The sequence below is a fragment of the Streptomyces sp. OZ13 genome (assembly GCF_052068155.1).
Taxonomy (GTDB): Bacteria; Actinomycetota; Actinomycetes; order Streptomycetales; family Streptomycetaceae; genus Streptomyces.
Genome location: NZ_JBQHCZ010000010.1, coordinates 153369 through 177966, shown reverse-complemented (window position 1 = coordinate 177966; position 24598 = coordinate 153369). Strand labels below are relative to the sequence as shown.

The window sequence follows — 24598 nt, the reverse complement described above, 5'->3', positions numbered from 1 at the left end:
GGTACCCTCACGTGCGACGCGTACCCGCGGAACTGCTCCGACCTGCGACAACCCCAGGAGACTGACGACGATGGCCGACCGGGTCACGGTGATCGGCTGGGACGGTTCGCCACTCACCCGAGCGGCCAGGTCCGCCCTCTCCGCGGCCACCCTGGTCGCCGGCGCCGCCCATCATCTGGCGCTGCCCGAAGTGCCGCCCGGCGCCGAGCGCATCCGCCTCGGCAGCGTCGGCCTCGCCGCCCGGCGGATCGCCGGACACCGCGGCAGCGCCGTCGTCCTCGCCGACGGCGACCCCGGACTCTTCGGCGTCGTCCGCACCCTGCGCGCACCCGAGTACGGCCTCGAGGTGGAGGTCGTCCCCGCCGTCTCCTCCGTCGCCGCCGCATTCGCCAGGGCGGGCATGCCGTGGGACGACGCCCAGATCGTCGTCGCACACCGCCGTACGCTGCGCCGGGCCGTCAATGTGTGCCGCGCGCACACGAAGGTCGCCGTCCTCACCTCCCCGGGCGCCGGACCCGCCGAACTCGCGCTGCTGCTCGACGGCATCCATCGCACCTTCGTCATCTGCGAGGAACTGGGCACCGACCGCGAACAGGTCACCGTCCTCACCTCCGACAAGGTCGCCGACCACATGTGGCGCGACCCCAATGTCGTCATCGTCATCGGCGGCACCGCCGGCCCCGCCCCTCTCACCGGGACCGGCGGCTGGATCGCCGGACGGGACCCCGGCTACCCACCGGCCGTACGCGGCTGGGCCCTGCCGCCCGCCGAGGCGCCCACGCGCGGCGAGGGCGAGTTCGCCGGCCTGCGGGCCGCCCAGCTGGCCCGGCTCGGACCCCGCACCGGCGACCTCGTGTGGGACATCGGCTCCGGCAGCGGCGCACTCGCCGCGGAGGCGGGCGGGTTCGGCGCGGCGGTGATCGCCGTCGACAACGACCCCGAGGCCTGCCGCCGCACCGAGGCGGCGGCCCGCCGCCTCGGCGTCCAGCTCCAGGTGGTCCACGGGCGGGCTCCGCACGTTCTCGAGCGGCTGCCCGAGCCTGATGTCGTACGGATCGGCGGCGGGGGAGTGCCGGTCGTCACCGCCGTCGCCGACCGCAGGCCGCAGCGCATCGTCACCCACGCGTCCACACGGGACGAGGCGGAGGCCATCGGCGCCGCGCTCGCCGCCGGCGGATACAGCGTCGAATGCGCCCTCCTCCAGTCCGTCGAGCTGGACACGTCCGACTGGTCGGAGCGGGAACGCTCCGTGGTCTTCCTGCTCTGCGGAAGGCAGCCCGACCCTCGCCCCCGGCCCCCCTCGACGGGTGGTCCGGGGTAGGCTGGCCGATTGTTGTACCGCAGCCGGACGTTCGTCGCTTCGTTCGTCAATGTCCGGAAAAGGGAGCCACTTTGGTTCCCGTATGTGGTACGTCGATACCGGGGGGTCGCGCGACGTGGCGCAGCCCACAGCGAACCGCGGCGGATCTTGCTGCCGCAGTGGCGAACGACCGCGACAATGCTTTGGTCCGTGGGTCGATCGTGCCGCGCGGCGCACACGCTCGTTCTTGTTCAAGGGCGTCAGGTGTGCCGCTGTCGGACGCCCCGGGCGAAGGGCGAAGGAGCAACCGATGGGCGAGGGGTACGCGCATGACTGACACCGGCCAGATCCCGGGTGAGGGGCTGCCGGAGGACGCAGGCATGGTGGAGCAGCCGGGCGTCCCCGCTTCCGGCACGTACACCTTCCTCGAACCCTCCGAGAACAGCCCGGAAGAGGACGACCTCCTGCTGATGCCCGGCGCACAGGGTGCGTGGAGCGACTCCCACCAGCACGTGCCCGCCGCCCAGCCGGCGCCCGCCGCCGACCAGTACGCGGCCGCGCCCGCACCGGCGACGGCGCACCAGGACGGGGCGACGCAGCACCACAGCGGCCAATACCAGGTGGACTACGCCGCCGCCGGTTACCCGGCACAGGACTACGCGGCCGCCCCGGCCGTGCACGGAGCCGAGCAGGCCGCGCCCGCCCCGGCCGGCACGGCGTACGCGGAGCAGCCGGCGGTGCAGAACGCCGCGGCGCCCGCCCCGGCCTTCGTCGAAGTGACCCCGGCTGCCCAGGCGGCCGACGCCACCCCGCCGCAGGAGCCGCAGTTCCACGAGGTCCGGTCCCCGGAACCGCAGGAACAGGCCTTCCAGCCGCACGACCCCCAGCAGGCCCGGGCCCAGGCGCAGGAAGCTGCCGCCCAGGAGCCGTTGGCGCAGGTGCAGGGCACCATGTCCGTCGTCCCCGGCGTGGCGCCGGCAGGCCCGGAGGCCGTCGCGGGCGAGGCGGGCTCCGACGCCGGCCACGCGGTCCCGGTCCCGCAGGAGGCGCCGGCCGCACAGCGGGAACAGGCCCCCGCGCCGCAGGAGAGCGGTGCCCACGAGGCCGGCGGCCGTGATTCCGGAGCCGTCGACCTCGGTGCCGTACGGACGCCGGCCGCCGCCACCTCCGCCATGCCGACGCCCGCGCGCCGGCCGCTCCACATGGGTCCGCCCGTGCCCGACACCTCGAGCGGCGTGGTCCGTTCGCTCGCCGACCGCGGCCCGGCCGGTACGCCGCCGCATCCGATGGTCGTCCGCTCGGCCGCGGCGCAGTCCGCCACCACCGGCGTGGAGTACCTCGACGTGCCGCGTGAGGAGCCCGCCGCCGAACTGCCCGGACCGCAGCTCGGTGAGATCCCGCCGCAGGCCGGTGCCCCGTGGGATCCCCAGCCGCCGCAGAACCAGGTGCCCGTCGCAGGGTCGGGGGCGCCCGCAGAAACGGTCGTCCCGTCGGACGCGGCGGCCGAACCGGCGAACGCGGAAGCCACCGTGCCCGCGCCCAGGACCGGCGACGTCGAGCAGCCCGCTGCCGAGGCGGAGCCGGCCGTGGCGCCCGCGCCGGACGAGCCGCAGCCGCACGCCGAGGCCGAGCCCGAGAACCAGGCCGTCGTGCACCAGCCCGCTCCCGAGTCCGTCGAACCCGCCGCGCCCGAGACCACTGTGCGGGAAGCCGTGACCGAGCCGGTCGCCGAGCAGCCTGCCGTCGAGCCCGTGGCATCCGCGCAGGCACAGGCCGTGGCGCCGGAGGCCCCGGCTCCCGCGGTCGTGCAGGAGCCGGTGGCCGTCGCGCCCGAGGCCGTCGAGGCCGCCGTGCAGGCAGCGCCCGCGGAGCCGGGCGAGCCCTCGGCGGACGTCGCTGCGGCGCCCGTGGAGGCGCCGGAGCCCGCTGACGTGTCCGCCCCGGCCGTCCCGTCGGAGGAAGCCGCCCCCGCACCGGCCGCCGAAGCACCTCGGACCGAAGTCCTTCAGACCGAAGCCCCTCCGACCGAAGTCCCGCAGGAGCAAGCTCCGCAGGCCCGGGCCCCTGAGGCCGAGGCTCCGCAGGAGGAAGCCCCGCAGGACGACGTGAACGAGGTCCCCGCCCCGGCGGACGCCGACCCGTCGGCGCGGTCCGTCGCGGACGACGCCGCCCCGGCCGCCGTAGAGGCTCCCGAGGAGGGCGAGTCGCCCGAGCCGCAGCCCGCCGCCGCGACGCCCCCCGCACCCGGCTACGACGACGCCGAACGCGAGGCCGTCCTGCGCGTGATGCGCGAACGCCGCGACATCCGCAACGGTTTCCGCAGCGACCCCATCCCGCACGAGGTCCTGCTGAGGGTCCTCGAAGCGGCGCACACCGCGCCCAGCGTCGGGCACTCCCAGCCCTGGGACTTCGTCGTCATCCGCTCCGCGGAGACCCGGCGCACCATGCACGAACTGGCGCAGCGCCAGCGCGAGGCGTACGCCAAGTCGCTGCCCAAGGGCCGGGCCAAGCAGTTCAAGGAACTGAAGATCGAGGCCATCCTCGACACCCCGGTGAACATCGTCGTCACCGCCGACCCCACCCGCGGCGGCCGCCACACCCTCGGCCGGCACACCCAGCCGCAGATGGCGCCCTACTCGTCCGCCCTGGCCGTTGAGAACCTGTGGCTCGCGGCCCGCGCCGAGGGCCTCGGCGTCGGCTGGGTCTCCTTCTTCGACGAGCGCGAGATGGTGCGCACGCTCGGCCTGCCCGAGCACCTCGAGGTCGTCGCCTACCTCTGCGTGGGGTACGTCGACGAGTTCCCGGAGGAGCCCGAGCTGATGCAGGCGGGCTGGTCCAAGCGCCGCCCCCTGTCCTGGGTCGTGCACGAGGAGACCTACGGACGCCGTGCGCTGCCCGGCGAGGAGCCGCACGACCTGCTGCAGGAGACCGTCACCAACATCCGCCCGCTCGACGCCAAGGCGCTCGGCGAGGCGTGGGAACGCCAGAAGCGGATGACCAAGCCCTCCGGCGCCCTCGGCATGCTGGAGATCATCTCCGCCCAGCTCTCCGGCCTCTCCCGGATGTGCCCGCCGCCGATCCCCGAGCCCGCGGCCGTCGCGATCTTCGCCGGTGACCACGGGGTTCACGCCCAGGGTGTCACCGCCTGGCCGCAGGAGGTCACGGGCCAGATGGTGGCCAACTTCCTCGGCGGCGGGGCGGTCTGCAACGCTTTCGCGAACCAGGTCGGCGCCGAGGTCTGCGTCATCGATGTCGGCGTGGCCTCCGACCTGCCGGCCACTCCCGGTCTGCTGCCGCGCAAGGTGCGGCCCGGCACCGCCGACTTCACCACCGGTCCCGCCCTGACCCGCGAGGAGGTCCTCTCCGCGATCGAGGTCGGCATCGAGACCGCCCGCGACCTGGTGGCCGCCGGCAACAAGGCGCTGCTGACCGGTGAGATGGGCATCGCCAACACCACCGCGTCCGCGGCGCTCATCTCCGTCTACACGGGTGCCGACCCGTCGGAGATCACCGGGCGCGGCACCGGCATCAACGACGAGATGCATGCCCGCAAGGTCGACGTCGTCCGCCGTGCGCTCGAGCTCCACCAGCCCGACCCGGCTGACCCGATCGGCGTCCTGGCGGCCGTCGGCGGCCTCGAGCACTGCGCGCTCGTCGGACTGATCCTCGGCGGCGCCTCCCTGCGGACCCCGGTCATCCTCGACGGCGTCAGCACGGGTGCGGCGGCCCTGGTCGCCCGCGCCGTGGCACCGGAGGCGCTGGCCGCCTGCATCGCGGGCCACCGCAGCGCGGAGCCCGGCCATGTGGCGGCCCTCAACAAGCTGGGTCTGCGCCCCCTTGTCGACCTGGACCTCCGCCTCGGCGAGGGCACGGGCGCCCTGCTGGCACTCCCGGTGGTCCAGAGCGCCGCCCGGGCGATGCACGAGGTGGCGACCTTCGACTCGGCAGGCGTCACGGAGAAGTAGTCCGGGGTCCGGCCCGCGCATCCGGTCCGCAGTGGACCGGGTGCGCGGCGGCGCAGGCTCCGGAGGCAACCGTTCCGCAACGGTCCGGCCCGCCCCCCGCACCGGGGCCGTATCGTGTTCGCCAGGACCCTCACCCGTTCCCACCAGCCGCTTCACCGTCGCAGCGGCCTCACTCCCGCATCGCACCGCCCGAGGAGCCGCACCGCCATGGCTGAGCACGTCCCGCACGCCGAGCACCCCGCCTACCCCGTCGGCCTCCGACTCGCCGGGCGCCGCGTCGTCGTCATCGGCGGTGGGCAGGTCGCCCAGCGAAGGCTCCCCGCCCTGGTCGCGGCCGGTGCCGATGTCACTCTGATCTCCCCTTCCGCGACGCCGTCCGTCGAGGCCATGGCCGAGTCCGGCGAGATCACCTGGACCCGCCGCCGCTACGAGGACGGCGACATCGCCGACGCCTGGTACGCCCTGGTGGCCACCAGCGACGCCGACGCCAACGCCCGCGCCTCCGCGGAGGCCGAGCGCACCAAGACGTGGTGCGTCCGCAGCGACGACGCCGACGCCGCCACCGCCTGGACCCCGGCGACGGGCCGCAGCGACGGCGTGACCGTCGCCGTCCTCACCGGCCGCGACCCGCGACGCTCTGCCGCGGTGCGCGACGCCATCGTCGAGGGCCTGCGCGACGGCACCCTTGCCGCGCCCCACCACCGCAGCCGCGCCCCGTTCGTCGCCCTCGTCGGCGGCGGCCCCGGCGACCCGGACCTGATCACCGTCCGCGGCCGCCGGCTGCTCGCGGAGGCGGACGTCGTCATCGCCGACCGGCTCGGTCCGCGCGACCTCCTCGACGAACTCCCGCCGCACGTGGAGGTCATCGACGCCGCCAAGATCCCGTACGGGCGGTTCATGGCGCAGGAGGCCATCAACAACGCGCTCATCGAGCACGCGAAGGCCGGCAAGGCCGTCGTCCGCCTCAAGGGCGGCGACCCGTACGTCTTCGGCCGCGGCATGGAGGAGGCGCAGGCGCTCGCGGAGGCGGGCATCCCGTACACGGTCGTGCCCGGCATCTCCAGCTCCATCTCCGTCCCCTCCGCCGCCGGAATCCCCGTGACCCACAGGGGCGTCGCCCACGAGTTCACCGTCGTCAGCGGCCATGTCGCGCCCGACGACCCGCGATCGCTCGTCGACTGGAAGTCCCTCGCCCGCCTGCGCGGCACGCTCGTGATCCTCATGGGCGTCGACAAGATCGGCGCCATCGCCGAGGCCCTCATCGCGCACGGCAAGGCACCCGAGACGCCGCTCGCGCTCGTCCAGGAGGGCACGACCGCCGCCCAGCGCCGGGTGGACGCCACCCTCGCCACCGTCGCGGAGACCGTCAGGGCCGAGGACGTGCGGCCCCCGGCCGTCATCGTCATCGGGGACGTCGTCGCCGTCGGCCCGCGCAAGTAACCACCGGTAACCCGACCTTGCGGGAACCGTTGGCACCGCACATCCAAGAAGGCAGTATCACCCTGTGGCCGATCTCATCACCATCGACGACCCCGACGACCCCCGTCTGCGGGACTACACGGGCCTGACCGACGTCGAACTGCGCCGCCGCCGCGAACCCGAAGAGGGCCTGTTCATCGCCGAGGGCGAGAAGGTCATCCGCCGTGCCGGACAGGCCGGCTACGAGATGCGCTCCATGCTGCTCTCCGCCAAGTGGATCGAGGTGATGCGCGACGTCATCGACGAGGTCCCCGCACCCGTCTACGCGGTCGATCCGGCCCTCGCCGAACGCGTCACCGGCTACCACGTCCACCGCGGCGCGCTCGCCTCCATGCAGCGCAAGCCGCTGCCGGACGCGGCCGAACTGCTCGGCACGGCCCGTCGCGTGGTCGTCATGGAGTCCGTCAACGACCACACCAACATCGGCGCCATCTTCCGCAGCGCCGCCGCCCTCGGCATGGACGCCGTGCTGCTCTCACCGGACTGCGCCGACCCGCTCTACCGCCGTTCCGTGAAGGTTTCCATGGGAGCGGTCTTCTCCGTTCCGTACGCCCGCCTCGACGCCTGGCCGAAGGGCCTGGAAGCGGTCCGCGAAGCGGGCTTCCGGCTGCTCGCCCTCACCCCCGACGAGAAGGCCACCTCCATCGACGAGGCGGCCCCCCACCGCCTGGAGCGGGTGGCGCTGATGCTGGGCGCCGAAGGGGACGGGCTGTCCACCAAGGCCCTCATGGCCGCCGACGAGTGGGTGCGTATCCCCATGTCACACGGCGTCGACTCGCTCAACGTGGGCGCGGCGGCCGCGGTCGCCTTCTACGCGGTCGCCACCGGCCGCCCCGGAGCCTGACCCGTCACAGCTTCTGGGCGGCCGCGATGCCCAGCGCCACGATCAGCGTCACCACGAAGAAGACGGTGATCCGCTGACGCAGCAGCCGCGGATTGGCCGGCCGCCGGCCCGTCGAGGTGGTCCGCACCCCGGGTCTGGTGCCCGGCCGGCCGTTGGTACGGCCGGTGCCCCGAGGCTGCTGGGGCCGGGACCCGCCACCGGTGCGGGACGACGTCTGCGGCCTGGGCAGCGACCCGCCCGTACGCCGCTCCATGCGCTCGGTGCGATCCACACGCTCCGGATACCGCGCCGTCGGCCGGTTGAGCTCGACCCGCTCCCGCTGCACGGGCGGCCGGGCGTCATGCAGTCCCTGGGCCTCCCTGGCGGCGATCTCCTTGAGCCGCATGGACAGTTGCAGCGTGCTCGGCCGCTCCTCCGGATCCTTCGCGAGGCACGCGGAGACCAGCGGCGCCAGCGCGTCGTGCACCCCGTGCAGCTGCGGCTCCTCGTGCACCACCCGGTACAGCATCACCTCGGAACTGCCGTGCCCGAAGGGCGAGTCGCCCATCGCCGCGTACGCCAGGGTCGCCCCCAGCGCGAACACGTCGGTCGCGGGCGTCACCGCCGCACCGCGCACCTGCTCGGGCGCGAGGAAACCGGGCGACCCCACGGCCGTGCCCACATGCGTCAGGGTGCTCGCGCCGGTGGCCCAGGCGATACCGAAGTCGATGATCCGCGGCCCCTTGGGCGACAGCAGGATGTTGGACGGCTTCAGGTCACGGTGCACCACACCGGCCTCGTGGACCGCCACCAGCCCCTCGGAGAGCGCGGCACCCACGGCGGCCACATCCGCGGCCCGCAGCGGACCCTCCTCGACCACCTTGTCGTGCAGCGACGGCCCCGGCACGTACTGCGTGGCGAACCACGGCCGGTCCGCCTCCAGGTCCGCCGCGACCAGCCGGGCCGTGCAGCCCCCGCGGATACGCCGCGCCGCCGACACCTCGCGCGCGAAGCGCGAACGGAACTCCTGATCCTCCGCCAGGTCCGGCCGGATCACCTTCAGCGCGACCCGCTGCCCCCGCCGGTCCGAGCCCAGATACACGACACCCATGCCGCCCGCGCCCAGCCGCCGGTGCAGCCTGAACGAGCCGACGACACGCGGGTCCTCGCGCCGGAGCCGCATCATCGCCATGTCCGTCCCCTACCTACGGTGGGGAGGCCCCACCCCGCTGCCCGGTCGTCCGCTTTTGACGTGGCACAGCTTACGTACCCCCGCGCCGGTGCGCTCATAGGCCGCGCCCTCCCGACCGGATCGTTTGTCAGTGCCGGGTGGGAGAATTGAGCAGTGGTCAGGGGAGGGCGGATCCATCTCCCCTGACCCGTGCGTGATCTCAACGGTCAGTCGCAGAAGGGGGATTGGATCGATGAAGGGTGACCGCGTGGAGATAGTCGTGGACGCGGGAGACACGACCCGTACGTATGAAGTGGTGGCAAGCCGGGCGGGCCGCAGGGTCGAGACGGCGGTGCGCAGAGGGGTGGTCGAAGTGAGCGAAGTCACCCGTTCCGGGTCTGTCGTCCGGACGGCCCGATTCATGGCCACTCGGGTGCTTGCCCTGGTGGAGCAGCCAGTCCCGCGGGCCGACACCGCGGAGTGACGCACGACCCCTCCGGGAAGACCCCAACTCCCCGCCCGCCGTCTCCACCCAGGGGAGTACGCCGGGGGGTGACGGCTCATCCTCCGGGAGGCCCGGCAATCGGTACGAGGGCATGACGTCCGGGGCCCTCGGTTTCCCTAATGTTGATGTCAAGCGGCGGGTGCAGCACTCGTCCCCCGAGGTCAGACACCCGCCGCTGCCAACCACGACAGGAGAAGGACCATGGCGGACACGGCAACGCGGACACTGATCCGCACGCAGGGACGCAAGGCATCCGCCGCGTTCGGCGGCCGCCAGTCCGGCACGCGCCACCCTCTGGTGGCGACGGCCATGGTCCTTCCCCTCGCGGCACTGCTGGTGGTCGTCTTCGGCGGCTGGGACGCAGTGGTCACACAGGCGTCGTCCGTAGGCGTGATGCTGGGGCGCTGAACGGCGCCCCGGGCCCGGAAGAGCGGTCCGGGCCGGGGACATCCGGCCAACAACCCCGTGGGGACGGGGGTGCGGCGGACGGCAGTGATGGCCGGTCAGCTGGGGAGCTGACCGGCCATCACGCATGCCCTGACGCCCACCGGCACTCACCCGGTGCCCCGCGGGCCCCGTCACGCACTCGACCAGGCAACGCCGGACCGCTCCGGCACCGCCGGGACCGGGCCCCGCCCGACCGGGGCCCGCCCCCGATACGCTCCCCCCGTGACCGCCTCAGTCGTCCGCGCCCTCGCCACCGTCGCTCGCGACGCCGCCCACCTGGTCACCCCCCGCGGCTCCTGCCGCGCCTGCGGCGCCCACGACGCCGAGACCCAGACGCTCGCCGACCGCCCTGACGGCATTGTCGTGCGCCATGGCGCGGCCGTCGCGAAGGCCCACGCTCCCGACACCGACCGGGCGGCGCACGAGATACGTGTCGCCCTGGCGGCCCACCCCGCGCTGGCGGGAATCCTGCTGCCGCCGCTCCCGGCCGGCCCCCTGACGGGAGCAGGTCCACTCTCGAGCGAACCACGCCCCGTCACGACCTGGCCCTACGGCGTCCCTGTCGACCCCGCGGACCCGGCCGCCGCGCCCTGGGAGGAAGCCGCGGTCCTGCTGGCGCGCCTGCACCGCGTCGCGCCGTCCCGGCTGTCGTGCGCAGCCCCGGGCAACGCCACCGCCGTCGACCCAACAGCCACCACCCCCGGCCCCGCAGCGCCCCCCGGCCCCAACCCCGCCATCCGCCCGGCCCCCCTCCCACCCATGCGCGGTCCCGCCAAGGCCGCCGCCGCCGTGGCCCGCATGGAGGCGGCCGCGCCGGACCACCCGGCCGCGCCCGACGTGCGACGCGCCTGGGAGCGCCTGCCGGCCTGGGCGCGGGGGGAGGCGCCGTCCCCGCGCCGGGACGCGGTGTGCCACGGTGACCTGCACCTCGGCCAGCTCGTGCGCCATCCCGCCCCGGACGGCCCGTGGTTGCTGATCGACGTGGACGACATGGGGCTGGGCGACCCGGCCTGGGACCTGGCCCGTCCCGCTGCGTGGTTCGCGACGGGCCTGCTGGCGCCGGAGATCTGGCAGCGGTTCCTCGGCGCGTACACCGCCGCGGACGGCGGTGCTGTTCCTTCCGTCGGCGACCCGTGGCCCCAACTGGATGTGCCCGCGCGGGCGCTGACCGTTCAGACCGCGGCGCTCGCTCTGGCGAAGTCGGCTGCGGAGGGGCGTCAACCGGACGAGGTCGAGCGGGCGGTGCTGGACGCCTGTACCCGAATCGGGACACTGTGACCCGAGTTGGAGTTCGACGCTCCGTCGTAGGGTGAAGTCATCGTCGCCGGGCATGCATCCGGGCGACGTCGACCGAACGGCGAGGAGCTGACCAGACGATGCAGTGTCCCAAGTGCCATGCAGCGATGCACACGTACAACCGCAATGGTGTTCAGATCGAGCAGTGCAGCGGCTGCCGGGGCATATTTCTCGACTACGGCGAGCTGGAGTCGCTGACGCGGCTGGAGTCGCAGTGGACCCAGCAGGCCCCGCCCGTGCCGCCGGCCCCGCAGGCCTACCCGGCCGCGCCCCCGGCTCCGGCGTGGGGCGCCCCGCACCATGGTGGTCACCACGGGCACAACCGTCAGCGTAGCTTCGGCCGGATGCTGTTCTCTTCCTGAGTGCCTCCGGGTGCGCCGGCCGGGCCACTGGCCCGGCCGGCCCTCCCGGCCCCCGCCGGGTCCCCGCGGGCACCGGCCCTACCCGCCCCGCGGCGGCCTGCCACGTACGACGGAGCCCCCGGCCGTCGAGACGGCCGGGGGCTCCGGGTGGTGCGCGATACTGGGATTGAACCAGTGACCTCTTCCGTGTCAGGGAAGCGCTCTCCCGCTGAGCTAATCGCGCGGGGTGACCTGCGTTACAGCGTTGCGTACTGCCGATCGGCATCCCTCGCCGAGGGCTGTGTGATCACTGCGTACTGTTTCCTGCGTGCGCGATACTGGGATTGAACCAGTGACCTCTTCCGTGTCAGGGAAGCGCTCTCCCGCTGAGCTAATCGCGCTCGGACCCTCGCGGGTCCAGTGGACGATACTGGGATTGAACCAGTGACCTCTTCCGTGTCAGGGAAGCGCTCTCCCGCTGAGCTAATCGTCCTTGGAGGTGGAGACGGGATTTGAACCCGTGTAGACGGCTTTGCAGGCCGTTGCCTCGCCTCTCGGCCACTCCACCCGGAGTGCAGGGGGTTCGGGAAGATCCCCCACTTTCTCGAGCGGACGACGAGATTCGAACTCGCGACCCTCACCTTGGCAAGGTGATGCTCTACCAACTGAGCCACGTCCGCTTGTCGGTTCCGTTCCGCTTGCGCGTCCCGGCGACGTGTTGAACTCTAGCGGATTCCTGGGCCAGTACAAAAACGCGTTTGTGCAGCTTGCCGCCATGTGTTCACGTCGCAGCAGCTCACCGGCGGCTCACCGGTGACTCTTCGGCGGCTCAGTGGCGGCTGATCGGCAGCTCGCCGCCGGCTCGTCCGCCCCTCGTCGTCGGCCGAGCAGCGGCTGTTCGGCAGCTCGTGCGGGGCCCGGCGGGCCGGGCCGTCCGCACCCCGTCCTCGCCGGTCATACACTCACAGACGTGCACGACCTCGCTCCTCTGGCCCGCTTCGGCCCCCTCGTCGCCACCGGCCTCCGGGACGTCACAAGCGACCCCGCAGCCCTTGACTCCCGCGGCTTCTGGGCCGTCGCCGCCGACTTCGAGGGCCGTCTGACCTGCGCCCGCTTCGGCGATGTCCGCAGTGAACCGGTTCCCGAGCCCGTCCCGGGCCGCTGGCGGGGGCCGGCCGCCGAGGAGTGGACGTCGTCCCTGGACCGGGCCGCCTACACCGCCGGCGTGCGCCGCATCCGCGAGCACATCGCGGCCGGCGAGGTCTACCAGGCCAATCTGTGCCGGGTGCTGTCGGCCCCGCTGCCCGACCCGGCCGCGGCCGATGTCGACGAGCTGACGGCGCTGCTGGCGCGGGGCAACCCGGCACCGTACGCAGGAACGATCCGCCTGCCCGCGCACGGCGTGGAGATCGCGACCGCGTCCCCCGAGCTGTACCTGAGCCGCGACGGGCGCACCGTCGAGTCCGGCCCCATCAAGGGCACGGGCAGGACGGCGGACGATCTCCTCGAGAAGGACCACGCGGAGAACGTCATGATCGTCGATCTGGTCCGCAACGACCTGGGCCGGGTCTGCACCACCGGCAGCGTCACCGTGCCCGCTCTCTGCGCGGTCGAGCCCCACCCCGGCCTCGTGCATCTTGTCTCCACCGTCCGCGGTGAGCTCGCCCCCGGAGCGGGCTGGGGCGAGCTGCTCGCGGCGACCTTCCCGCCGGGCTCGGTCACCGGCGCCCCCAAGTCCAGCGCGCTGAAGATCATCGACGCGCTGGAGACCGCCCCGCGCGGCCCGTACTGCGGCGGTGTCGGCTGGGTCGACGCCGACCGGCGCACCGCGCAGCTCGCCGTCGGCATACGGACGTTCTGGATCGACCGCGCGGCGAACGTCCTGCGGTTCGGCACCGGCGCCGGCATCACCTGGGGGTCCGACCCGGAACGGGAATGGGCGGAGACGGAACTGAAGGCATCGCGACTGCTGGCGGTAGCGTCGGGCGCGTACGCGGCAATCGGAAGGACAGCTCGATGAAGGTTTGGGTCAACGGCGCGCTCTCGGAGCTCGAGGACGCCCGGGTGTCCGTGCTCGACCATGGGATGACCGTCGGCGACGGCGTCTTCGAGACCGTCAAGGCGGTCCACGGTCAGCCCTTCGCCCTCACCCGCCACCTGGAACGGCTGGCCCGCTCCGCCGACGGCCTCGGCCTGCCGGAACCCGATCTCGACGAGGTCCGGCACGCGTGCGCCGCCGTGCTGGCAGCGAACCCGATGCCGCTCGGACGGCTGCGCATCACCTACACCGGCGGACTGTCCCCGCTCGGCTCCGACCGGGGGACCGACGGTCCGACGCTGGTCGTCGCGCTCGGCGCGACCACGCGCCGCCCGGACGCCACATCGGTGATCACCGTCCCCTGGACCCGCAACGAACGCGGCGCGCTGACCGGGCTGAAGACCACCTCGTACGCCGAGAACGTCATCGCTCTCGCCAGGGCGCACCAGCACGGCGCCTCCGAGGCCCTGTTCGCGAACACCGTCGGGCGGCTCTGCGAGGGCACCGGCTCGAACGTCTTCGTCGTACTCGACGGTGAACTGCACACTCCGCCCGTTTCCTCCGGGTGCCTCGCAGGCATCACCCGCGCCCTGACCGTCGAGTGGACGGGCGCCAAGGAGACGGACCTGCCCATGGACGTCCTCGACAGCGCGGAGGAGATCTTCCTGACCTCCACGCTCCGCGACGTCCAGTCGGTCGTACGCGTCGACGGCCGCGACGTCAGCGCCGTCCCGGGGCCCGTGACGACGAAGGCCATGCGCGTCTTCGAGGAGCGCGCGGCGGCCGACCCCGACCCGAAGTCCGTGTAGCGGGCCAGGGAGCCGTTGGAAAACCTGGTGTCGGAGGGTCGCGGGGCAGGTAGAAACTCCTCGATGACCACAACCCTGCGGCCCACGGGGCCGATCCAGTACGACGCCGACGGCGCCGCCTCCCGCGGCTACGACGTCTGCGTGAACGGCCGGCCGGTCGGGACGGTCGAACTCGCCACGGACACCGGCGGCGGCCGTCCGGTCGGCTCCATAAGGTCGCTGCACATCGACGAGGCCGACCGCAGACGGGGCCGCGGCACCGTCGCGGCCCTCGCCGCCGAGGAGGTGCTGCGCGGCTGGGACTGCACCGAGATCCGCGCGGCCGTCCCGGCCGACGCCGGCCCCGCCCTGCGTCTGGTCACCGCGCTCGGCTACACCGAACGCGGCCGCAACATGATCAAGGAGACGTCCCGGCCGCTGCCGACGCTGCCGGAAGGCGTCGAGGGCCGCCCGATGGACGAGGAAGAGTTCGGCCGCTGGCTGTCGCACGCCGTACGTCACTTCGCCCGGGACTGGGTCTCGCGCGGCGTGCCGGAGGAAGAGGCACTCGCCCGCTCCGAGGCCGTCCACGCCCGCCTGCTCCCGGAAGGCCGCGCGACCCCCGGCGCCCACGTCCACTCGCTGCTCGCCGAGGGCACCGTCGTGGGGCACGTCTGGGTGTCGGAGTGCGAGGTACGCCCCGGCGAGGACGGCGCGTACGTCTTCGACGTCGAGGTGGCGGAGGCCCACCGGGGCAGGGGCCACGGAAGGGCCCTGATGCTGCTCGCCGAGCGCATCGCCGGCGAGGCCGGCCGGCCGCTGATCGCCCTGCACGTCTTCGAGGGCAACCGTCCCGCGCTCGCGCTCTACGAGTCCCTCGGCTACCGCACCACGCACCGCAACTTCGTCAAGCGGCTCCTGTAGCCGGACCCGGCCGCATCACTGCCCGGCCAGGAGCCGGTCTGCGATCTCCTCGATACGCGCCCGCAGCCCCTCCTGGCTCTTGCCGCCGTCGAGCCGCTCGCCGCCGATGACGTACGTGGGCGTGCCGGTCACCCCGATCGCCTTGCCCTCGGCCTGGTCGGCGTCGACGATCAGGATGTGCCGCCCGTCGATCAGCGCGGTGTCGAACTCCTCCACGTCCAGGCCCAGTTCGCCGGCGACCTCCAGGAGGAACGGCTCACCCTTGGCGGCCAGCTCCTCGGCGCGCGCCAGCACGGCCTCCGCGTACGGCCAGGCCTTGCCCTGTGCCGCGGCCTCCTCGGCTGCCTGCGCGGCGGCGAACGCGTGCTTGTGCTTGTCGAGGGGGAAGTGCCGCAGCCGCAGCTCGAGCCGGTCGCCGTAGCGGTCGCGAAGGGCCCGCAGGTCCTCCAGCGCGGTGCGGCAGTCGGTGCACTGGAGCTCGCACCACACGTCGAGGACGGCGGGGGAGCCGGTCGGGGAGTCACTCATGCGGCCAGTCTCCCAGCCCGGCGTCCCGTGCCCCAACCGGGACCTGGGGAGGAGGGCGTCCCGGAGATCTCCCCCAGATATGCCCACCCCCGCCTCGCACCGTGGCCCGGAACGGCCGGGGCGGTGCAGGATGGAGGGGACGCAACCGCTCAAGCCGCCAACGCCTGGAGGACCGGATGCTTGCCGAGACCATTTGTTCCGCGGTGTCCGCGGCGGGCCTGGGCATCGCCGCGATCACGGCGTACCGCAGGCGTTTCCTGTCCGCGGCGCGTATCGCGGCCTACTCGCTGCTGCCGCTCGGCCTCGTCCTCACCGGGGCGGTCGAGTGGGCGGTCGGCACGGCGTTCAGCCTGACCGCCTGGGTCGGCTTCGGCCTCCTCGGCGCCGCCTGGCTGCTCTTCCTGACGACCAGGGCCGTGGAGCGCCGGACGGGCGGGACCCGCAAGGAACGCAAGGCCGCCGCCGCGGCCGCCCGCCGCGAGGCCGCCGAGCCGGCCGCGTCCCGGCCCTCGCTCGGCCGGTCCGCTCCGGCGACCGACCAGGCCGCGCCGGCGAAACCGAAGGCGTCCCGCGCGGACGACGACTTCAGCGACATCGAGGCGATCCTCAAGAAGCACGGCATCTGACCGACCGTCCTCGAGGCATATCCACAGGGCGGGCCACCCGCCCACGGCCTTCCACGGCCGACGCCACCGCGCCCACCGCCTTCCGCGGCCGTCGGACCGGGCCACGGGATGTGATGAACCACCTTTGCCGCAGGGCGTGTTGGTCGATCATCGCCGCCCTGGCTGCGCCATGATCACCCCGAGATGCTCGATACCTCGCGGGGCCAGGCCCCCGTACCGACCCAGGAGCCGCGCGGATGCCTTTTCGCGCTCTCCCAGCCGCCCCTGATGATCTTCCTCGGGGTGATCGGCGTCCTGCTGCTGATGGCCGCCGTGCATGACCTCTTCTGGCTGTGAGGGACGCGGTGGGACAGCACGGACACCGCGGACACTGCGGTCCGCTCAGCCCGCGGCCTCCTTGCGGCGCGCCCGGTAGGCCGCGACATGCAGTCGGTTGCCGCATGTGCGGCTGTCGCAGTAGCGGCGCGACCGGTTGCGCGACAGGTCCACGAACGCGCGCCCGCAGTCCGGCGCCTCACAGCGCCGCAGCCGCTCCTGCTCGCCCGCGACGACGATGAACGCCAGCGCCATCCCGCAGTCCGCCGCGAGATGGTCGGCGACCGACGCGCCCGGTGCGAAGTAGTGCACATGCCAGTCGTAGCCGTCGTGGTCGGTCAGCTGCGGGGTTGTGCCCGCGGCCGCGACCAGCCGGTTGATGACCTCCGCGGCCGTCTTGCTGTCCGGCGCGGCGAACACCTGCGCGAACAGCGTCCTGATCGCCTGCACCGCCTTGATGTCCCGCTGGGTCAGCTCCCCCACCCCGCTGACCTTGTGGCTGCGTACGAAGTCGTACAGCGCCGCCACGTCCGTCAGCCTGTCGTCCTGCCCGCTCTCCGGTGCGGTGTTCACCAGATCGACGACGGTGTCGAGGGCGATACGGGTGTCGTGGGGGATCAGCACGAATTCGCTCCCTGGCCGGATGCGGGCCGGTGCCCGCCGAATTGCGCTGACTCTAGCGGTTCGTGCCGAGAGCGCACCGGCGCCGTCGCCGCGGTGGATTCCGCGACGACGGCGCCGGTGGCATTCCGTATGAGGTTGTCCACGCGGCGCCGTCTCCCCGAGACGGACGGCGCCGTGCGGTTCTTCGCCGGCCGGACTGGGCTCAGCTCTCGGCCAGAATGTGCGACAGCTCCGTGTCGAGATCGAAGTGCCGGTGCTCGGTGCCTGGCGGCACCGCTGCGTCCGTCCGCTTGAGGAACGATTCCAGGGCCCGCGCCGGGGCCTCCAGCAGGGCTTCGCCCTCCGGGGAGCTCAGCGCGATGCAGACGACGCCCTGGCCATGGCTGCGTGAGGGCCAGACCCGTACGTCGCCCGTGCCGGTGGGCCGGTGCAGGCCCTCGGCGAGAAGGTCGCGGGCGAAGACCCACTCGACCGTCTCTTCGGCTCCGGTGTGGAAGGTGGCGTGCACGGCATAGGGATCGGCCGTGTCATACCGCAGGCCCGCGGGTACAGGCAGTGAGGACTCGCTCGATACAACGAGGCGCAGGTGCAGCTCGCAGCTGACCGTGGTGTTCATAAGCGCCAGGGCCTTTCGCTCAGTGTGCGCTCGGGGATTCGCACGTCGGCGAAATCGACATGCCACCTACGGTGCCGTTGTAAACCCCTCTGACCGTTTTGGGATCCTTCAGGTCGCTCGTACGGCGGTGCATTACTTTGCGTTATACGGCCATTCTGGTGACGGAGTTCGATCCGGTAGATTTGGATTCATGAACGCGCAGAGTGACGAGCGGGACGAGGCCGTCGCGGCGACGACGACCGACCCCGCCACGGGGGACGTGACGGACGGAGCGGCACAGCCGCTCCAGGAGGCGGCGAAGGAGGAACCCGCGCTCGGCTCGAGGGCGCCGCACTTCATCAAAAGGTCCAAGCCGCTGCATGTGAGCTGGCAGGTCGGCGTCTTCATCGTCGGCCTGGCCGTGGTCGGGGCCGGCGTCTCCATGCTGGTGCTGCCCGGACCGGGCTGGGTCGTGATCTTCGGCGGTATGGCGATCTGGGCGACCGAGTTCGTCTGGGCCCAGCTCGTGCTGCGCTGGACCAAGCGCAAGGTCACGGAGGCGGCCCAGCGGGCGCTCGACCCGAAGGTCCGGCGGCGCAACATCATCCTCACGACGATCGGTCTGGTCATCGTCGCGGCGCTCTGCGGCATCTATCTCTGGAAGTTCGGCCTCGCCCTGCCGTGGGACATCGACGAGTGACCGCCAAGTGGTCCGGGGCACCGGCTGACATGGGGTAATGTTTGCCGTGCGCCCGGGCGATTAGCTCAGTGGGAGAGCGCTTCGTTCACACCGAAGAGGTCACTGGTTCGAACCCAGTATCGCCCACCCGGAACGGATGCCCCGGAGACTTGACGGTCTCCGGGGCATCCGTCGTTCCCCCTGCCTCACCGCATGCGGCTCAGGCTCTCCCGCAGCCTGCGGGCGTCCCGGAGCCGCTGCTCGTAGGTCGCGCCCACACCGAGCAGCAGCAGGCCCACGAGCGCGGGCGGCAGCCAGCGGGGCAGCGCTCCGACGACCTGCGCCACGTACGGGGCGAGCTCGTGCAGCGCGTCCAGGGCCAGCACCGCGCCGCCGAGGACGAGCAGCGCCTGGAGCCTCAGCCGGGCGCCGGCCAGGGTCACCGCCAGGGCCGCGAGCCCCAGCAGCAGCGGACGCAGCCAGTGCTCGTCGCCCCAGGCGGCGACGAGGCTCGGGACCAGGGTCGCGGCCAGGCCCGGACCGTACGCCGTCCATGAGGATGCCTGCGGGTCCTTGCGGCGGCGCAGCACTCCGAGCGCCAGCGCCGCGGCGGTGACGGGCAGGGTGTACGCCTCCGGGGACGTCACGTCCCAGGCGGCCAGCCGGACCCAGGTGGCCGCCACGAAGCACACCGCGGCCAGGTGGCCGGCCACCGGGCGTCGCTCCTCCCGCACGGCCGTACCGGCGGCGACGACACCGCACAGCGCGAGGGCCAGCGCCAGCGTCGGCGCGTCGCCCGCCGCGAGCGGCAGCGCGACCAGGCCGACAGTGGCGCCGGTGATCTCCACCGGCAGGGCGGCGGTGTGACGGCGCAGTACGGCGCCGAGCACCGCGGTGAGCACCGGCACGGACAGCAGCACCAGCGCGGTCCGGTGCGCCGGGAGGTCGAACGCCGCGGCGCCCGCTCCGGCGAGGACGGCCGCGTAGAACGTCGCGGTGCAGGCGAGCAGTGCCTGTACCGGGCCCTTCGTCCGCAGGGCCGCGAGGGCGAGGGCCCCGACGAGCACGCCGAGGACGACGAAGGTCGCAGGACGCGTCGCGAGCGACAGCAGCGCCACGCTCACCGAACCGCCGAGCCCGCACACCAGCGCGGTGATCGAGACGTCCGGGAGCCGCACGGCGGTGGCGAGGGCGAGGACCGCGAGGGTGAGGACGAGCTGCCAGGCGACGGCCGCGGAGTGGCCGAAGCCGAACACGACCGGCACCGTGACCGCGGCGGCCCAGGCCACCGCGACGGCGCCGCACCGGGCGGTCGCCCGTATGCGGTCGCCGTGAGCGCGCCGGACCGCCGCGGGGGACCACGGCGCCCCGGGCGGCCGGGCCGGGGCGCCGGGCGGTGTGCCGGGCCCGGCAGCGGGCGGGACGGGGGTCGCCTGCCCGGCCTCGTCCCGGGCCCGGTCGGGGGCGTCGTCCCGGTAGCGGGCCACGGCGGCCAGGACCGCCGCGACGGTCAGGAGCGTCAGCGGGGCCGGGAGCAAGGTCGTCGTCGTGGCGTCCAGGTCCGGCAGGCCGGACCCGCCGGACCAGATGTCCGTCAGCGTCGTCGCCGGGCCCGCCAGCGCCAGCGCCGTCAGCGGAAGCACCGCGAGGAGCGCCGCCGCGTGCACGGCCGCCGCCGCACCGGCGAGGCCGCCGAGCAGCCGCCGCGGCAGCGGGGTCCGTACGGCGCCCAGCACAGCCACCGCGCACAGCACGTAGCCGAGCACCGCCCAGCCGCCGGGGACCACCGCGCGGATCACGCCGCCGACGCCCGCCACCACGGCCAGGCCCGCCACGGCGGAGACCCAGGCGGCGGAGGTGCGCCACGCGGCGAACAGGGCGACGGCCGCCGCCACGGTCAGCAGCACCGCCGGACCGGCGGCAGCCGCGGCGTCGTCCGCCGTCAGCGACCTGAGCACACCGGTCAGCAGCGCCCCGCCGCCCGTCGTCGCGGCACCCGTCCAGGCGACCACCTTCACGGCGGCCGGCCGGCCCCACAGCACGACGGCGACGTCCAGCGTGGCGGTCAGCAGCAGCGCCCACTCGATCGGCGGCGCGGCAGCGTCCGCGGTCAGCGCCCAGAGGGGCAGCGGGAGCTGCGCCGCCACGACGGCGGCCGGCAACGGGGTCCGCAGCCGGGGCAGCGCGACGCCGTACGACGACCACAGCGTGGCGAGCGCCGCCGACGCCAGGGCCGAGTATCCGAGCCCGTCGGTCTCCGGCAGCCCCACCCGGTGCAGGGCGTACGCGTCGAGGACCGTCAGAACCAGCCCGAGCACGGCCACGGACTCGGCCGTGGCGAACAGGCCCCTGCGGAGCAGGACCACCGGCGTGCCGAGAGCGGCGACCGTCACGGCGCCCAGCACCGCGGAACGGCCGCCGATGCCCATCTCCCCCCAGCTGACGAGGGTGAAAGCGATCGCGGCGATCGCCAGCAGCAGCCCGCCGAGCGTCAGCAGCAGGTTCTGCACGCCGGGCGGTGACGTCTCGGCCGCGGCGGGCGCGGCGAACGGCCCGCCGGAACCGGCGGGCGGCGGGGCGGCGGGCGCGGCGAAGGGGGCGGCGGGCCGCAGCGCGGCCAGCAGCCAGGCCCTGCGGGCCAGCAACTGCGCGCGCCGCGCCTCCAGTTGGCGCAGCTCACGGTCGAGTGTCGCCAGTTCCTCGGCCGGTGGTGGCACGTTCTCCATGGCCGAAGTGTGGCCCCGGCCACAGCCGGCGGCATGGGTGCGGATACTCAATTCCCGGTGAGTACCCACCGGCAGGTGACGCAGACTGGCCCCATGGACTGGTGCCGCTACAACTTCCGCAGCGTCTGGGACCTGCCCGCCGCACCCGGCGACGTCTACCAGGCGCTGTCACGGGTGGAGGACTACCCGCGGTGGTGGCCGCAGGTGCGGGAGGTGACGGAGGTCGAGGAAGGGGTCGGCACCGCGCGGTTCCGCTCGTTCCTTCCGTACGACCTGTGCGTCACGGGCAGCGCACAGCGCAGCGATCCGGTGGACGGTGTGCTGGAGGTGCGGATGGCGGGGGACCTCGACGGCTGGTCGCGATGGACCGTGCGGGCCGGCGGCCGGGGCACCCGCGCGTTGTACGAGCAGGAGGTCGTCGTGCGAAGGCCCCTGATGAGACGGCTCTCCGTCCCGTGCCGCCCGGTGTTCCGGGCCAATCACGCGTTCATGATGCGCGGCGGGAGGCGTGGTCTGGAGGCATACCTGGAAGGAGTTTGAACCGAGCCCGCGGTGCCCTGTATTGTTCAGTCCGTTCCCGGGCGATTAGCTCAGTGGGAGAGCGCTTCGTTCACACCGAAGAGGTCACTGGTTCGAACCCAGTATCGCCCACCGGGAGAGGCCGGTCCGTCATCGACGGACCGGCCTCACTTGTTCCACCGTCAGGCCGCGGCCGCCAGTCCCGGCCGCAGCGGCCACGCGGGATCGACCGTCTCCGGTGTACCGCTGCGGGCGAACCACGCCTGGAGCCCGCGAGCCTGAGCCGCGTGCCACACCGCCTGGAGCGTGTGCAGTTCCGCCGGCGACAGGCGCTCCAGCCGAGCGTTGAAACGTCGCCCGACCGCCCGTACGACCTCCAGCGCCGCCAGCGCGTCGGCCGCCGCGTCGTGCGCCCCGTCGAGCACCACCTCGTACTGCGCGCACAGGTCCGTGAGCGTCCGCCGGCCCTTGCGGTAGCGGTCCAGATGCTTGTCCAGCACCCGCGGATCCAGTACGCACAGCGGTGAACGGTCCAGGTAGCGGCTCAGTGACGACGCCCGATGCCGCCTCAACTCCCGGTCCAGCAGCGTCAGATCGAACGGCGCGTTCATCACCACCAGCGGCCGGCCCGCGGCGCACTGCTCGGCCAGCGACCTGGCTATCTCCTCCATCACCGGCGCGGGCCAACGGCCGTTGCGCTGAAGGTGGTCGTCGGTCAGCCCGTGCACCTCGATGGCGCCCGGCGGCACGGGCACCCCCGGATTCACCAGCCAGCGCGTGATCCTCGGCCGCCCGCCGGGCGAATCCTGGACCACGACGGCCGCGGACACGATGCGGTCCTCCTCGACGTCCACTCCGGTTGTCTCTGTGTCAAATGCGGCCAGGGGGCCGTCATACCAGTGCGTCATCCGCGAACTCCTCGCACGTACCCGGCAGATGGCGACAACCCCTGCCCGAATCGGTGATACCCGGGCTGTTTGCACCGTACGCAGGCCGGTGACAACACAGGTGACGGGGAAGGAAATTGCCATGGCGCTCGCCCAGCCCGAGCCGGGAGGGCTGTCCCCTGCAAGCGGGCGGCTGCCCCCGCCGCAGCGGACGCCCCCGCTGCGCGGAGCACTCGCCACCACCGCCTGCATGGAGACGCTCCAGGTGGGCTATCTGCACGCCGTCGCCGCCGCGGCGGGGTGCTCGCTCTCCCAGCCGTTCCCTGACAACGGAATCGACTGGCACCTCAGCCACAGCTCGGCCGGGCACACGGTCGACGACGAAGTGACCATCAAGGTGCAGCTCAAGTGCACCTACCAGATCCCACCGCACCCGCCGGGGCCCGCGTTCTCCTTCACCCTCGACAACGACCACCTGGTGAAGCTGGCCCGCAGCCCCGTCTCGGTGCACAAGATCCTGGTCGTGATGCTCGTCCCGAGGACCCAGGACGAATGGCTGCGGGCCAGCCACGACCGGCTCGACCTGAGGCACTGCTGCTACTGGACCAACCTGGCCGGCCACGCGGTGACCGGCAGGCACCGGACCACCGTGCGCATCCCGACCTCGCGGATCTTCGACGACCGGGCGCTCTGCGAGATCATGACGCGCGTCGGGGCGGGAGGGAGACCCTGATGCACCGGCCCTTCGACGACCATGTGCGTCCGCATCCGAGCGCCGCGGAGCCCTCCGGCCCCTGGCGCGGGGCGGCGGAACCCGATCCGGCGGAGGTCGATCCCGTCGTCCTCGGCGCGCTCCTGGACCGGCACGGCTGGCGCCGCCGCGGCGGCGCCGCGGGCCGCTACACCCGCTGGACCCCGCCGGGACACCTCACCGGCGGCACCAGCCTGCTCGTGCCGGAGAGCAAGGCCTTCCCCGACTGCGAGGACCTGCTCGGCGAGGCCATCACCGCGCTGGTCCGCAGCGCCGCGCCCTCCGCCAAGGACGTCCTCGTCGGGCTCACCGTCCCCAGCGACGAGATCCGCTGGTGGCGAGACACCCCCGCGGGCGGCCCCTCGGGCACCGCCTCATGGACCGTCCAGGAACAGCTCCGCTCCGCCGCCCGGCAGATGCTGCTCGCCGGCGCGCTCGCCGCACGGGAACGCGCCGGTTACTACGGCGGGCGCCACCGCAGGCAGGCGCAGGCACTGCTCGACGGCGTCCTCGTCGGACCGGCGCCCGGCGGGCGCTCCCTGACCGCCTTCGTGCCCGTCGACTCCGGCCGGGCACTGGCCGTACGGCTCTGCCACGCCGTGCAGGCCACCAGGGAGGCCATCGACTACCAGCGGGCGACGGGCGGCACCGAGGCGTTCGACGCGGCGGTCAGGGCCGGGGTGAGCCGCGAACTCACCGAAGCGGTCATCGCCCTCGTGCGCGGCTCCGAAGGGGCCCGCGTCTCCGTCGAATGGTCCCCGGCCGCCGGGGTTCCGCAGGGCTGCGCCGCCCGCATGGAACCGGTCGAGTTCTCGCCGGGCGACCTGCCCGTCCTGCGCGAGGCCGGTGCCCGTTACCTCCAGGACGAGCCCTCCGTGCCGGTACGGATCACCGGCACCGTGGTGCGGATGCGGCGCTCGGGACCGCGTGGCGCCGGAACCGTGCGGCTGCGGGTGCTGTCGGGCGCCGACGTGCCGCACGTGCGTGTGGCGCTCGACGAGGACGCCTACCGCACAGCCGGCCAGGCACACCTGGTGGGACTGCCGATCCGGGTGGCGGGACGGCTGGAGAGCCGGGGCGGTTTCCGCCGGCTGAGCGACGCGTCCGGGGTGGCGCCCGTACCGGTCGACGAGGCGGAGCGCGACCGGCTGATGAAGTCGCTCCAGGAGAATCCGGACTTCTTCGACGAGGCGGGCGAGCAGGAGGGCGAGGGGCCGCCGCCATAACCGTTTCGCGAGCGGCCCCTCCGGCTCGGTACGATTCCGTGTGCG

23 protein-coding genes and 7 tRNA genes are annotated in these 24598 nt (G+C 73.4%); 19 read left to right on the top strand and 11 right to left on the bottom strand.

Annotation, left to right across the window (positions count from 1 at the left end):
* Positions 1 to 70 precede the first annotated feature (70 nt).
* From cbiE to ACTMTU_RS22710, 4 genes are all read left to right on the top strand, one after another.
* The gene (cbiE, locus tag ACTMTU_RS22725; RefSeq protein WP_441265329.1) at positions 71 to 1321 is read left to right on the top strand and encodes a precorrin-6y C5,15-methyltransferase (decarboxylating) subunit CbiE; all 1251 of its coding nucleotides are present in this window, start codon (positions 71 to 73) and stop codon (positions 1319 to 1321) included.
* Between the two features lie 308 nt (positions 1322 to 1629).
* On the top strand, positions 1630 to 5265 hold the full coding sequence (cobT, locus tag ACTMTU_RS22720; RefSeq protein WP_441265328.1) for a nicotinate-nucleotide--dimethylbenzimidazole phosphoribosyltransferase: 3636 nt from the start codon (positions 1630 to 1632) through the stop codon (positions 5263 to 5265).
* 207 nt (positions 5266 to 5472) lie between these two features.
* Positions 5473 to 6705, top strand: a complete 1233-nt coding sequence (cobA, locus tag ACTMTU_RS22715; protein ID WP_307705437.1) for a uroporphyrinogen-III C-methyltransferase — start codon at positions 5473 to 5475, stop codon at positions 6703 to 6705.
* A gap of 64 nt (positions 6706 to 6769) precedes the next feature.
* A complete protein-coding gene (locus ACTMTU_RS22710; protein ID WP_441265327.1) occupies positions 6770 to 7588 on the top strand; it encodes a TrmH family RNA methyltransferase in 819 nt (272 codons plus the stop codon).
* A 4-nt stretch (positions 7589 to 7592) separates the two neighbouring features.
* Here ACTMTU_RS22710 and ACTMTU_RS22705 read toward each other — a convergent pair whose 3' ends face one another.
* On the bottom strand, positions 7593 to 8759 hold the full coding sequence (locus ACTMTU_RS22705; protein WP_441265326.1) for a serine/threonine-protein kinase: 1167 nt from the start codon (positions 8757 to 8759) through the stop codon (positions 7593 to 7595).
* A 232-nt stretch (positions 8760 to 8991) separates the two neighbouring features.
* Here ACTMTU_RS22705 and ACTMTU_RS22700 point away from each other — a divergent pair, with 232 nt between their 5' ends.
* The 4 genes from ACTMTU_RS22700 (at position 8992) to ACTMTU_RS22685 (ending at position 11348) form a co-directional block, all read left to right on the top strand.
* Positions 8992 to 9222 (top strand): hypothetical protein, encoded by a 231-nt coding sequence (locus tag ACTMTU_RS22700; RefSeq protein WP_441265325.1) that lies wholly within the window; start codon positions 8992 to 8994, stop codon positions 9220 to 9222.
* 222 nt (positions 9223 to 9444) lie between these two features.
* Entirely contained in the window at positions 9445 to 9651 is a 207-nt protein-coding gene (locus ACTMTU_RS22695) for a hypothetical protein (protein WP_159693780.1), read from the top strand.
* Between the two features lie 261 nt (positions 9652 to 9912).
* On the top strand, positions 9913 to 10968 hold the full coding sequence (locus ACTMTU_RS22690) for a phosphotransferase family protein (RefSeq protein ID WP_441265324.1): 1056 nt from the start codon (positions 9913 to 9915) through the stop codon (positions 10966 to 10968).
* A gap of 98 nt (positions 10969 to 11066) precedes the next feature.
* The gene (locus ACTMTU_RS22685; protein ID WP_441265323.1) at positions 11067 to 11348 is read left to right on the top strand and encodes a zf-TFIIB domain-containing protein; all 282 of its coding nucleotides are present in this window, start codon (positions 11067 to 11069) and stop codon (positions 11346 to 11348) included.
* A gap of 148 nt (positions 11349 to 11496) precedes the next feature.
* Here ACTMTU_RS22685 and ACTMTU_RS22680 read toward each other — a convergent pair.
* The 5 genes from ACTMTU_RS22680 to ACTMTU_RS22660 all read right to left on the bottom strand — a co-directional run bounded on the left by ACTMTU_RS22680 (position 11497) and on the right by ACTMTU_RS22660 (position 12007).
* Positions 11497 to 11571: transfer RNA gene (locus tag ACTMTU_RS22680), tRNA-Val, on the bottom strand.
* An 85-nt stretch (positions 11572 to 11656) separates the two neighbouring features.
* Positions 11657 to 11728: transfer RNA gene (locus ACTMTU_RS22675), tRNA-Val, on the bottom strand.
* A 20-nt stretch (positions 11729 to 11748) separates the two neighbouring features.
* Positions 11749 to 11820: transfer RNA gene (locus ACTMTU_RS22670), tRNA-Val, on the bottom strand.
* A gap of 1 nt (position 11821) precedes the next feature.
* Positions 11822 to 11895 (bottom strand) — tRNA-Cys (locus ACTMTU_RS22665).
* Between the two features lie 39 nt (positions 11896 to 11934).
* Positions 11935 to 12007: transfer RNA gene (locus tag ACTMTU_RS22660), tRNA-Gly, on the bottom strand.
* A gap of 290 nt (positions 12008 to 12297) precedes the next feature.
* Between ACTMTU_RS22660 and ACTMTU_RS22655 the strand changes: the two genes are divergently transcribed.
* From ACTMTU_RS22655 to ACTMTU_RS22645, 3 genes are all read left to right on the top strand, one after another.
* Positions 12298 to 13347 (top strand): chorismate-binding protein, encoded by a 1050-nt coding sequence (locus ACTMTU_RS22655; protein ID WP_441265322.1) that lies wholly within the window; start codon positions 12298 to 12300, stop codon positions 13345 to 13347.
* Positions 13344 to 14174 carry an aminotransferase class IV gene (locus ACTMTU_RS22650; protein ID WP_441265321.1) on the top strand — a complete coding sequence of 277 codons (831 nt, stop codon included), beginning with the start codon at positions 13344 to 13346 and terminating at the stop codon, positions 14172 to 14174. Before ACTMTU_RS22655 ends, ACTMTU_RS22650 begins: the two co-directional genes overlap by 4 nt.
* A gap of 63 nt (positions 14175 to 14237) precedes the next feature.
* Positions 14238 to 15077 carry a GNAT family N-acetyltransferase gene (locus ACTMTU_RS22645; protein ID WP_441265320.1) on the top strand — a complete coding sequence of 280 codons (840 nt, stop codon included), beginning with the start codon at positions 14238 to 14240 and terminating at the stop codon, positions 15075 to 15077.
* A 15-nt stretch (positions 15078 to 15092) separates the two neighbouring features.
* Here ACTMTU_RS22645 and ACTMTU_RS22640 read toward each other — a convergent pair whose 3' ends face one another.
* Positions 15093 to 15605 (bottom strand): DsbA family protein, encoded by a 513-nt coding sequence (locus tag ACTMTU_RS22640; RefSeq protein ID WP_441265319.1) that lies wholly within the window; start codon positions 15603 to 15605, stop codon positions 15093 to 15095.
* A gap of 176 nt (positions 15606 to 15781) precedes the next feature.
* Between ACTMTU_RS22640 and ACTMTU_RS22635 the strand changes: the two genes are divergently transcribed.
* Both ACTMTU_RS22635 and ACTMTU_RS22630 read left to right on the top strand, forming a co-directional pair.
* Positions 15782 to 16231: a hypothetical protein gene (locus ACTMTU_RS22635; RefSeq protein ID WP_441265318.1), complete on the top strand. Its 450-nt coding sequence runs from the start codon at positions 15782 to 15784 to the stop codon at positions 16229 to 16231.
* 183 nt (positions 16232 to 16414) lie between these two features.
* On the top strand, positions 16415 to 16567 hold the full coding sequence (locus tag ACTMTU_RS22630) for a hypothetical protein (protein WP_005319706.1): 153 nt from the start codon (positions 16415 to 16417) through the stop codon (positions 16565 to 16567).
* A 45-nt stretch (positions 16568 to 16612) separates the two neighbouring features.
* Here ACTMTU_RS22630 and ACTMTU_RS22625 read toward each other — a convergent pair whose 3' ends face one another.
* Complete coding sequence (locus ACTMTU_RS22625; RefSeq protein ID WP_441265317.1) at positions 16613 to 17170, bottom strand: CGNR zinc finger domain-containing protein; 558 nt, start codon at positions 17168 to 17170, stop codon at positions 16613 to 16615.
* Positions 17171 to 17372: 202 nt separating this feature from the next.
* Positions 17373 to 17786: an SsgA family sporulation/cell division regulator gene (locus ACTMTU_RS22620; protein WP_003959770.1), complete on the bottom strand. Its 414-nt coding sequence runs from the start codon at positions 17784 to 17786 to the stop codon at positions 17373 to 17375.
* A gap of 190 nt (positions 17787 to 17976) precedes the next feature.
* Here ACTMTU_RS22620 and ACTMTU_RS22615 point away from each other — a divergent pair, with 190 nt between their 5' ends.
* Positions 17977 to 18465 (top strand): TIGR02611 family protein, encoded by a 489-nt coding sequence (locus ACTMTU_RS22615; RefSeq protein ID WP_441265316.1) that lies wholly within the window; start codon positions 17977 to 17979, stop codon positions 18463 to 18465.
* 54 nt (positions 18466 to 18519) lie between these two features.
* Positions 18520 to 18591, top strand: a tRNA-Val gene (locus ACTMTU_RS22610).
* 59 nt (positions 18592 to 18650) lie between these two features.
* On the opposite strand, the gene ACTMTU_RS22605 is transcribed toward ACTMTU_RS22610, so the two are convergent.
* Positions 18651 to 21170 (bottom strand): SCO7613 C-terminal domain-containing membrane protein, encoded by a 2520-nt coding sequence (locus ACTMTU_RS22605; RefSeq protein WP_441265315.1) that lies wholly within the window; start codon positions 21168 to 21170, stop codon positions 18651 to 18653.
* A gap of 93 nt (positions 21171 to 21263) precedes the next feature.
* On the opposite strand from ACTMTU_RS22605, the gene ACTMTU_RS22600 reads away from it, so the two are divergent.
* Positions 21264 to 21710, top strand: coding sequence for an SRPBCC family protein (locus ACTMTU_RS22600; RefSeq protein ID WP_441265420.1), 447 nt, complete (start codon positions 21264 to 21266; stop codon positions 21708 to 21710).
* Positions 21711 to 21749: 39 nt separating this feature from the next.
* A tRNA-Val gene (locus ACTMTU_RS22595) sits at positions 21750 to 21821 on the top strand.
* Between the two features lie 50 nt (positions 21822 to 21871).
* Here ACTMTU_RS22595 and ACTMTU_RS22590 read toward each other — a convergent pair.
* Entirely contained in the window at positions 21872 to 22597 is a 726-nt protein-coding gene (locus ACTMTU_RS22590; protein WP_005319721.1) for a 3'-5' exonuclease, read from the bottom strand.
* A gap of 121 nt (positions 22598 to 22718) precedes the next feature.
* Here ACTMTU_RS22590 and ACTMTU_RS22585 point away from each other — a divergent pair, with 121 nt between their 5' ends.
* Together ACTMTU_RS22585 and ACTMTU_RS22580 are read left to right on the top strand one after the other, a co-directional pair.
* Positions 22719 to 23309, top strand: coding sequence for a DUF4365 domain-containing protein (locus ACTMTU_RS22585; RefSeq protein ID WP_441265314.1), 591 nt, complete (start codon positions 22719 to 22721; stop codon positions 23307 to 23309).
* Complete coding sequence (locus tag ACTMTU_RS22580) at positions 23309 to 24553, top strand: hypothetical protein (protein ID WP_441265313.1); 1245 nt, start codon at positions 23309 to 23311, stop codon at positions 24551 to 24553. Before ACTMTU_RS22585 ends, ACTMTU_RS22580 begins: the two co-directional genes overlap by 1 nt.
* Positions 24554 to 24598 lie beyond the last annotated feature (45 nt).

Bases quoted from the DNA above. Each gene is read 5' to 3' on its own strand.
- cbiE (WP_441265329.1), top strand. From the start codon at position 71: ATGGCCGACCGGGTCACGGTGATCGGCTGGGACGGTTCGCCACTCACC.
- cobT (WP_441265328.1), top strand. From the start codon at position 1,630: ATGACTGACACCGGCCAGATCCCGGGTGAGGGGCTGCCGGAGGACGCA.
- cobA (WP_307705437.1), top strand. From the start codon at position 5,473: ATGGCTGAGCACGTCCCGCACGCCGAGCACCCCGCCTACCCCGTCGGC.
- ACTMTU_RS22705 (WP_441265326.1), bottom strand. From the start codon at position 8,759: ATGGCGATGATGCGGCTCCGGCGCGAGGACCCGCGTGTCGTCGGCTCG.
- ACTMTU_RS22700 (WP_441265325.1), top strand. From the start codon at position 8,992: ATGAAGGGTGACCGCGTGGAGATAGTCGTGGACGCGGGAGACACGACC.
- ACTMTU_RS22695 (WP_159693780.1), top strand. From the start codon at position 9,445: ATGGCGGACACGGCAACGCGGACACTGATCCGCACGCAGGGACGCAAG.
- ACTMTU_RS22685 (WP_441265323.1), top strand. From the start codon at position 11,067: ATGCAGTGTCCCAAGTGCCATGCAGCGATGCACACGTACAACCGCAAT.
- ACTMTU_RS22650 (WP_441265321.1), top strand. From the start codon at position 13,344: ATGAAGGTTTGGGTCAACGGCGCGCTCTCGGAGCTCGAGGACGCCCGG.
- ACTMTU_RS22645 (WP_441265320.1), top strand. From the start codon at position 14,238: ATGACCACAACCCTGCGGCCCACGGGGCCGATCCAGTACGACGCCGAC.
- ACTMTU_RS22640 (WP_441265319.1), bottom strand. From the start codon at position 15,605: ATGAGTGACTCCCCGACCGGCTCCCCCGCCGTCCTCGACGTGTGGTGC.
- ACTMTU_RS22635 (WP_441265318.1), top strand. From the start codon at position 15,782: ATGCTTGCCGAGACCATTTGTTCCGCGGTGTCCGCGGCGGGCCTGGGC.
- ACTMTU_RS22630 (WP_005319706.1), top strand. From the start codon at position 16,415: ATGCTCGATACCTCGCGGGGCCAGGCCCCCGTACCGACCCAGGAGCCG.
- ACTMTU_RS22620 (WP_003959770.1), bottom strand. From the start codon at position 17,786: ATGAACACCACGGTCAGCTGCGAGCTGCACCTGCGCCTCGTTGTATCG.
- ACTMTU_RS22615 (WP_441265316.1), top strand. From the start codon at position 17,977: ATGAACGCGCAGAGTGACGAGCGGGACGAGGCCGTCGCGGCGACGACG.
- ACTMTU_RS22605 (WP_441265315.1), bottom strand. From the start codon at position 21,170: ATGGAGAACGTGCCACCACCGGCCGAGGAACTGGCGACACTCGACCGT.
- ACTMTU_RS22600 (WP_441265420.1), top strand. From the start codon at position 21,264: ATGGACTGGTGCCGCTACAACTTCCGCAGCGTCTGGGACCTGCCCGCC.
- ACTMTU_RS22590 (WP_005319721.1), bottom strand. From the start codon at position 22,597: ATGACGCACTGGTATGACGGCCCCCTGGCCGCATTTGACACAGAGACA.
- ACTMTU_RS22585 (WP_441265314.1), top strand. From the start codon at position 22,719: ATGGCGCTCGCCCAGCCCGAGCCGGGAGGGCTGTCCCCTGCAAGCGGG.
- ACTMTU_RS22580 (WP_441265313.1), top strand. From the start codon at position 23,309: ATGCACCGGCCCTTCGACGACCATGTGCGTCCGCATCCGAGCGCCGCG.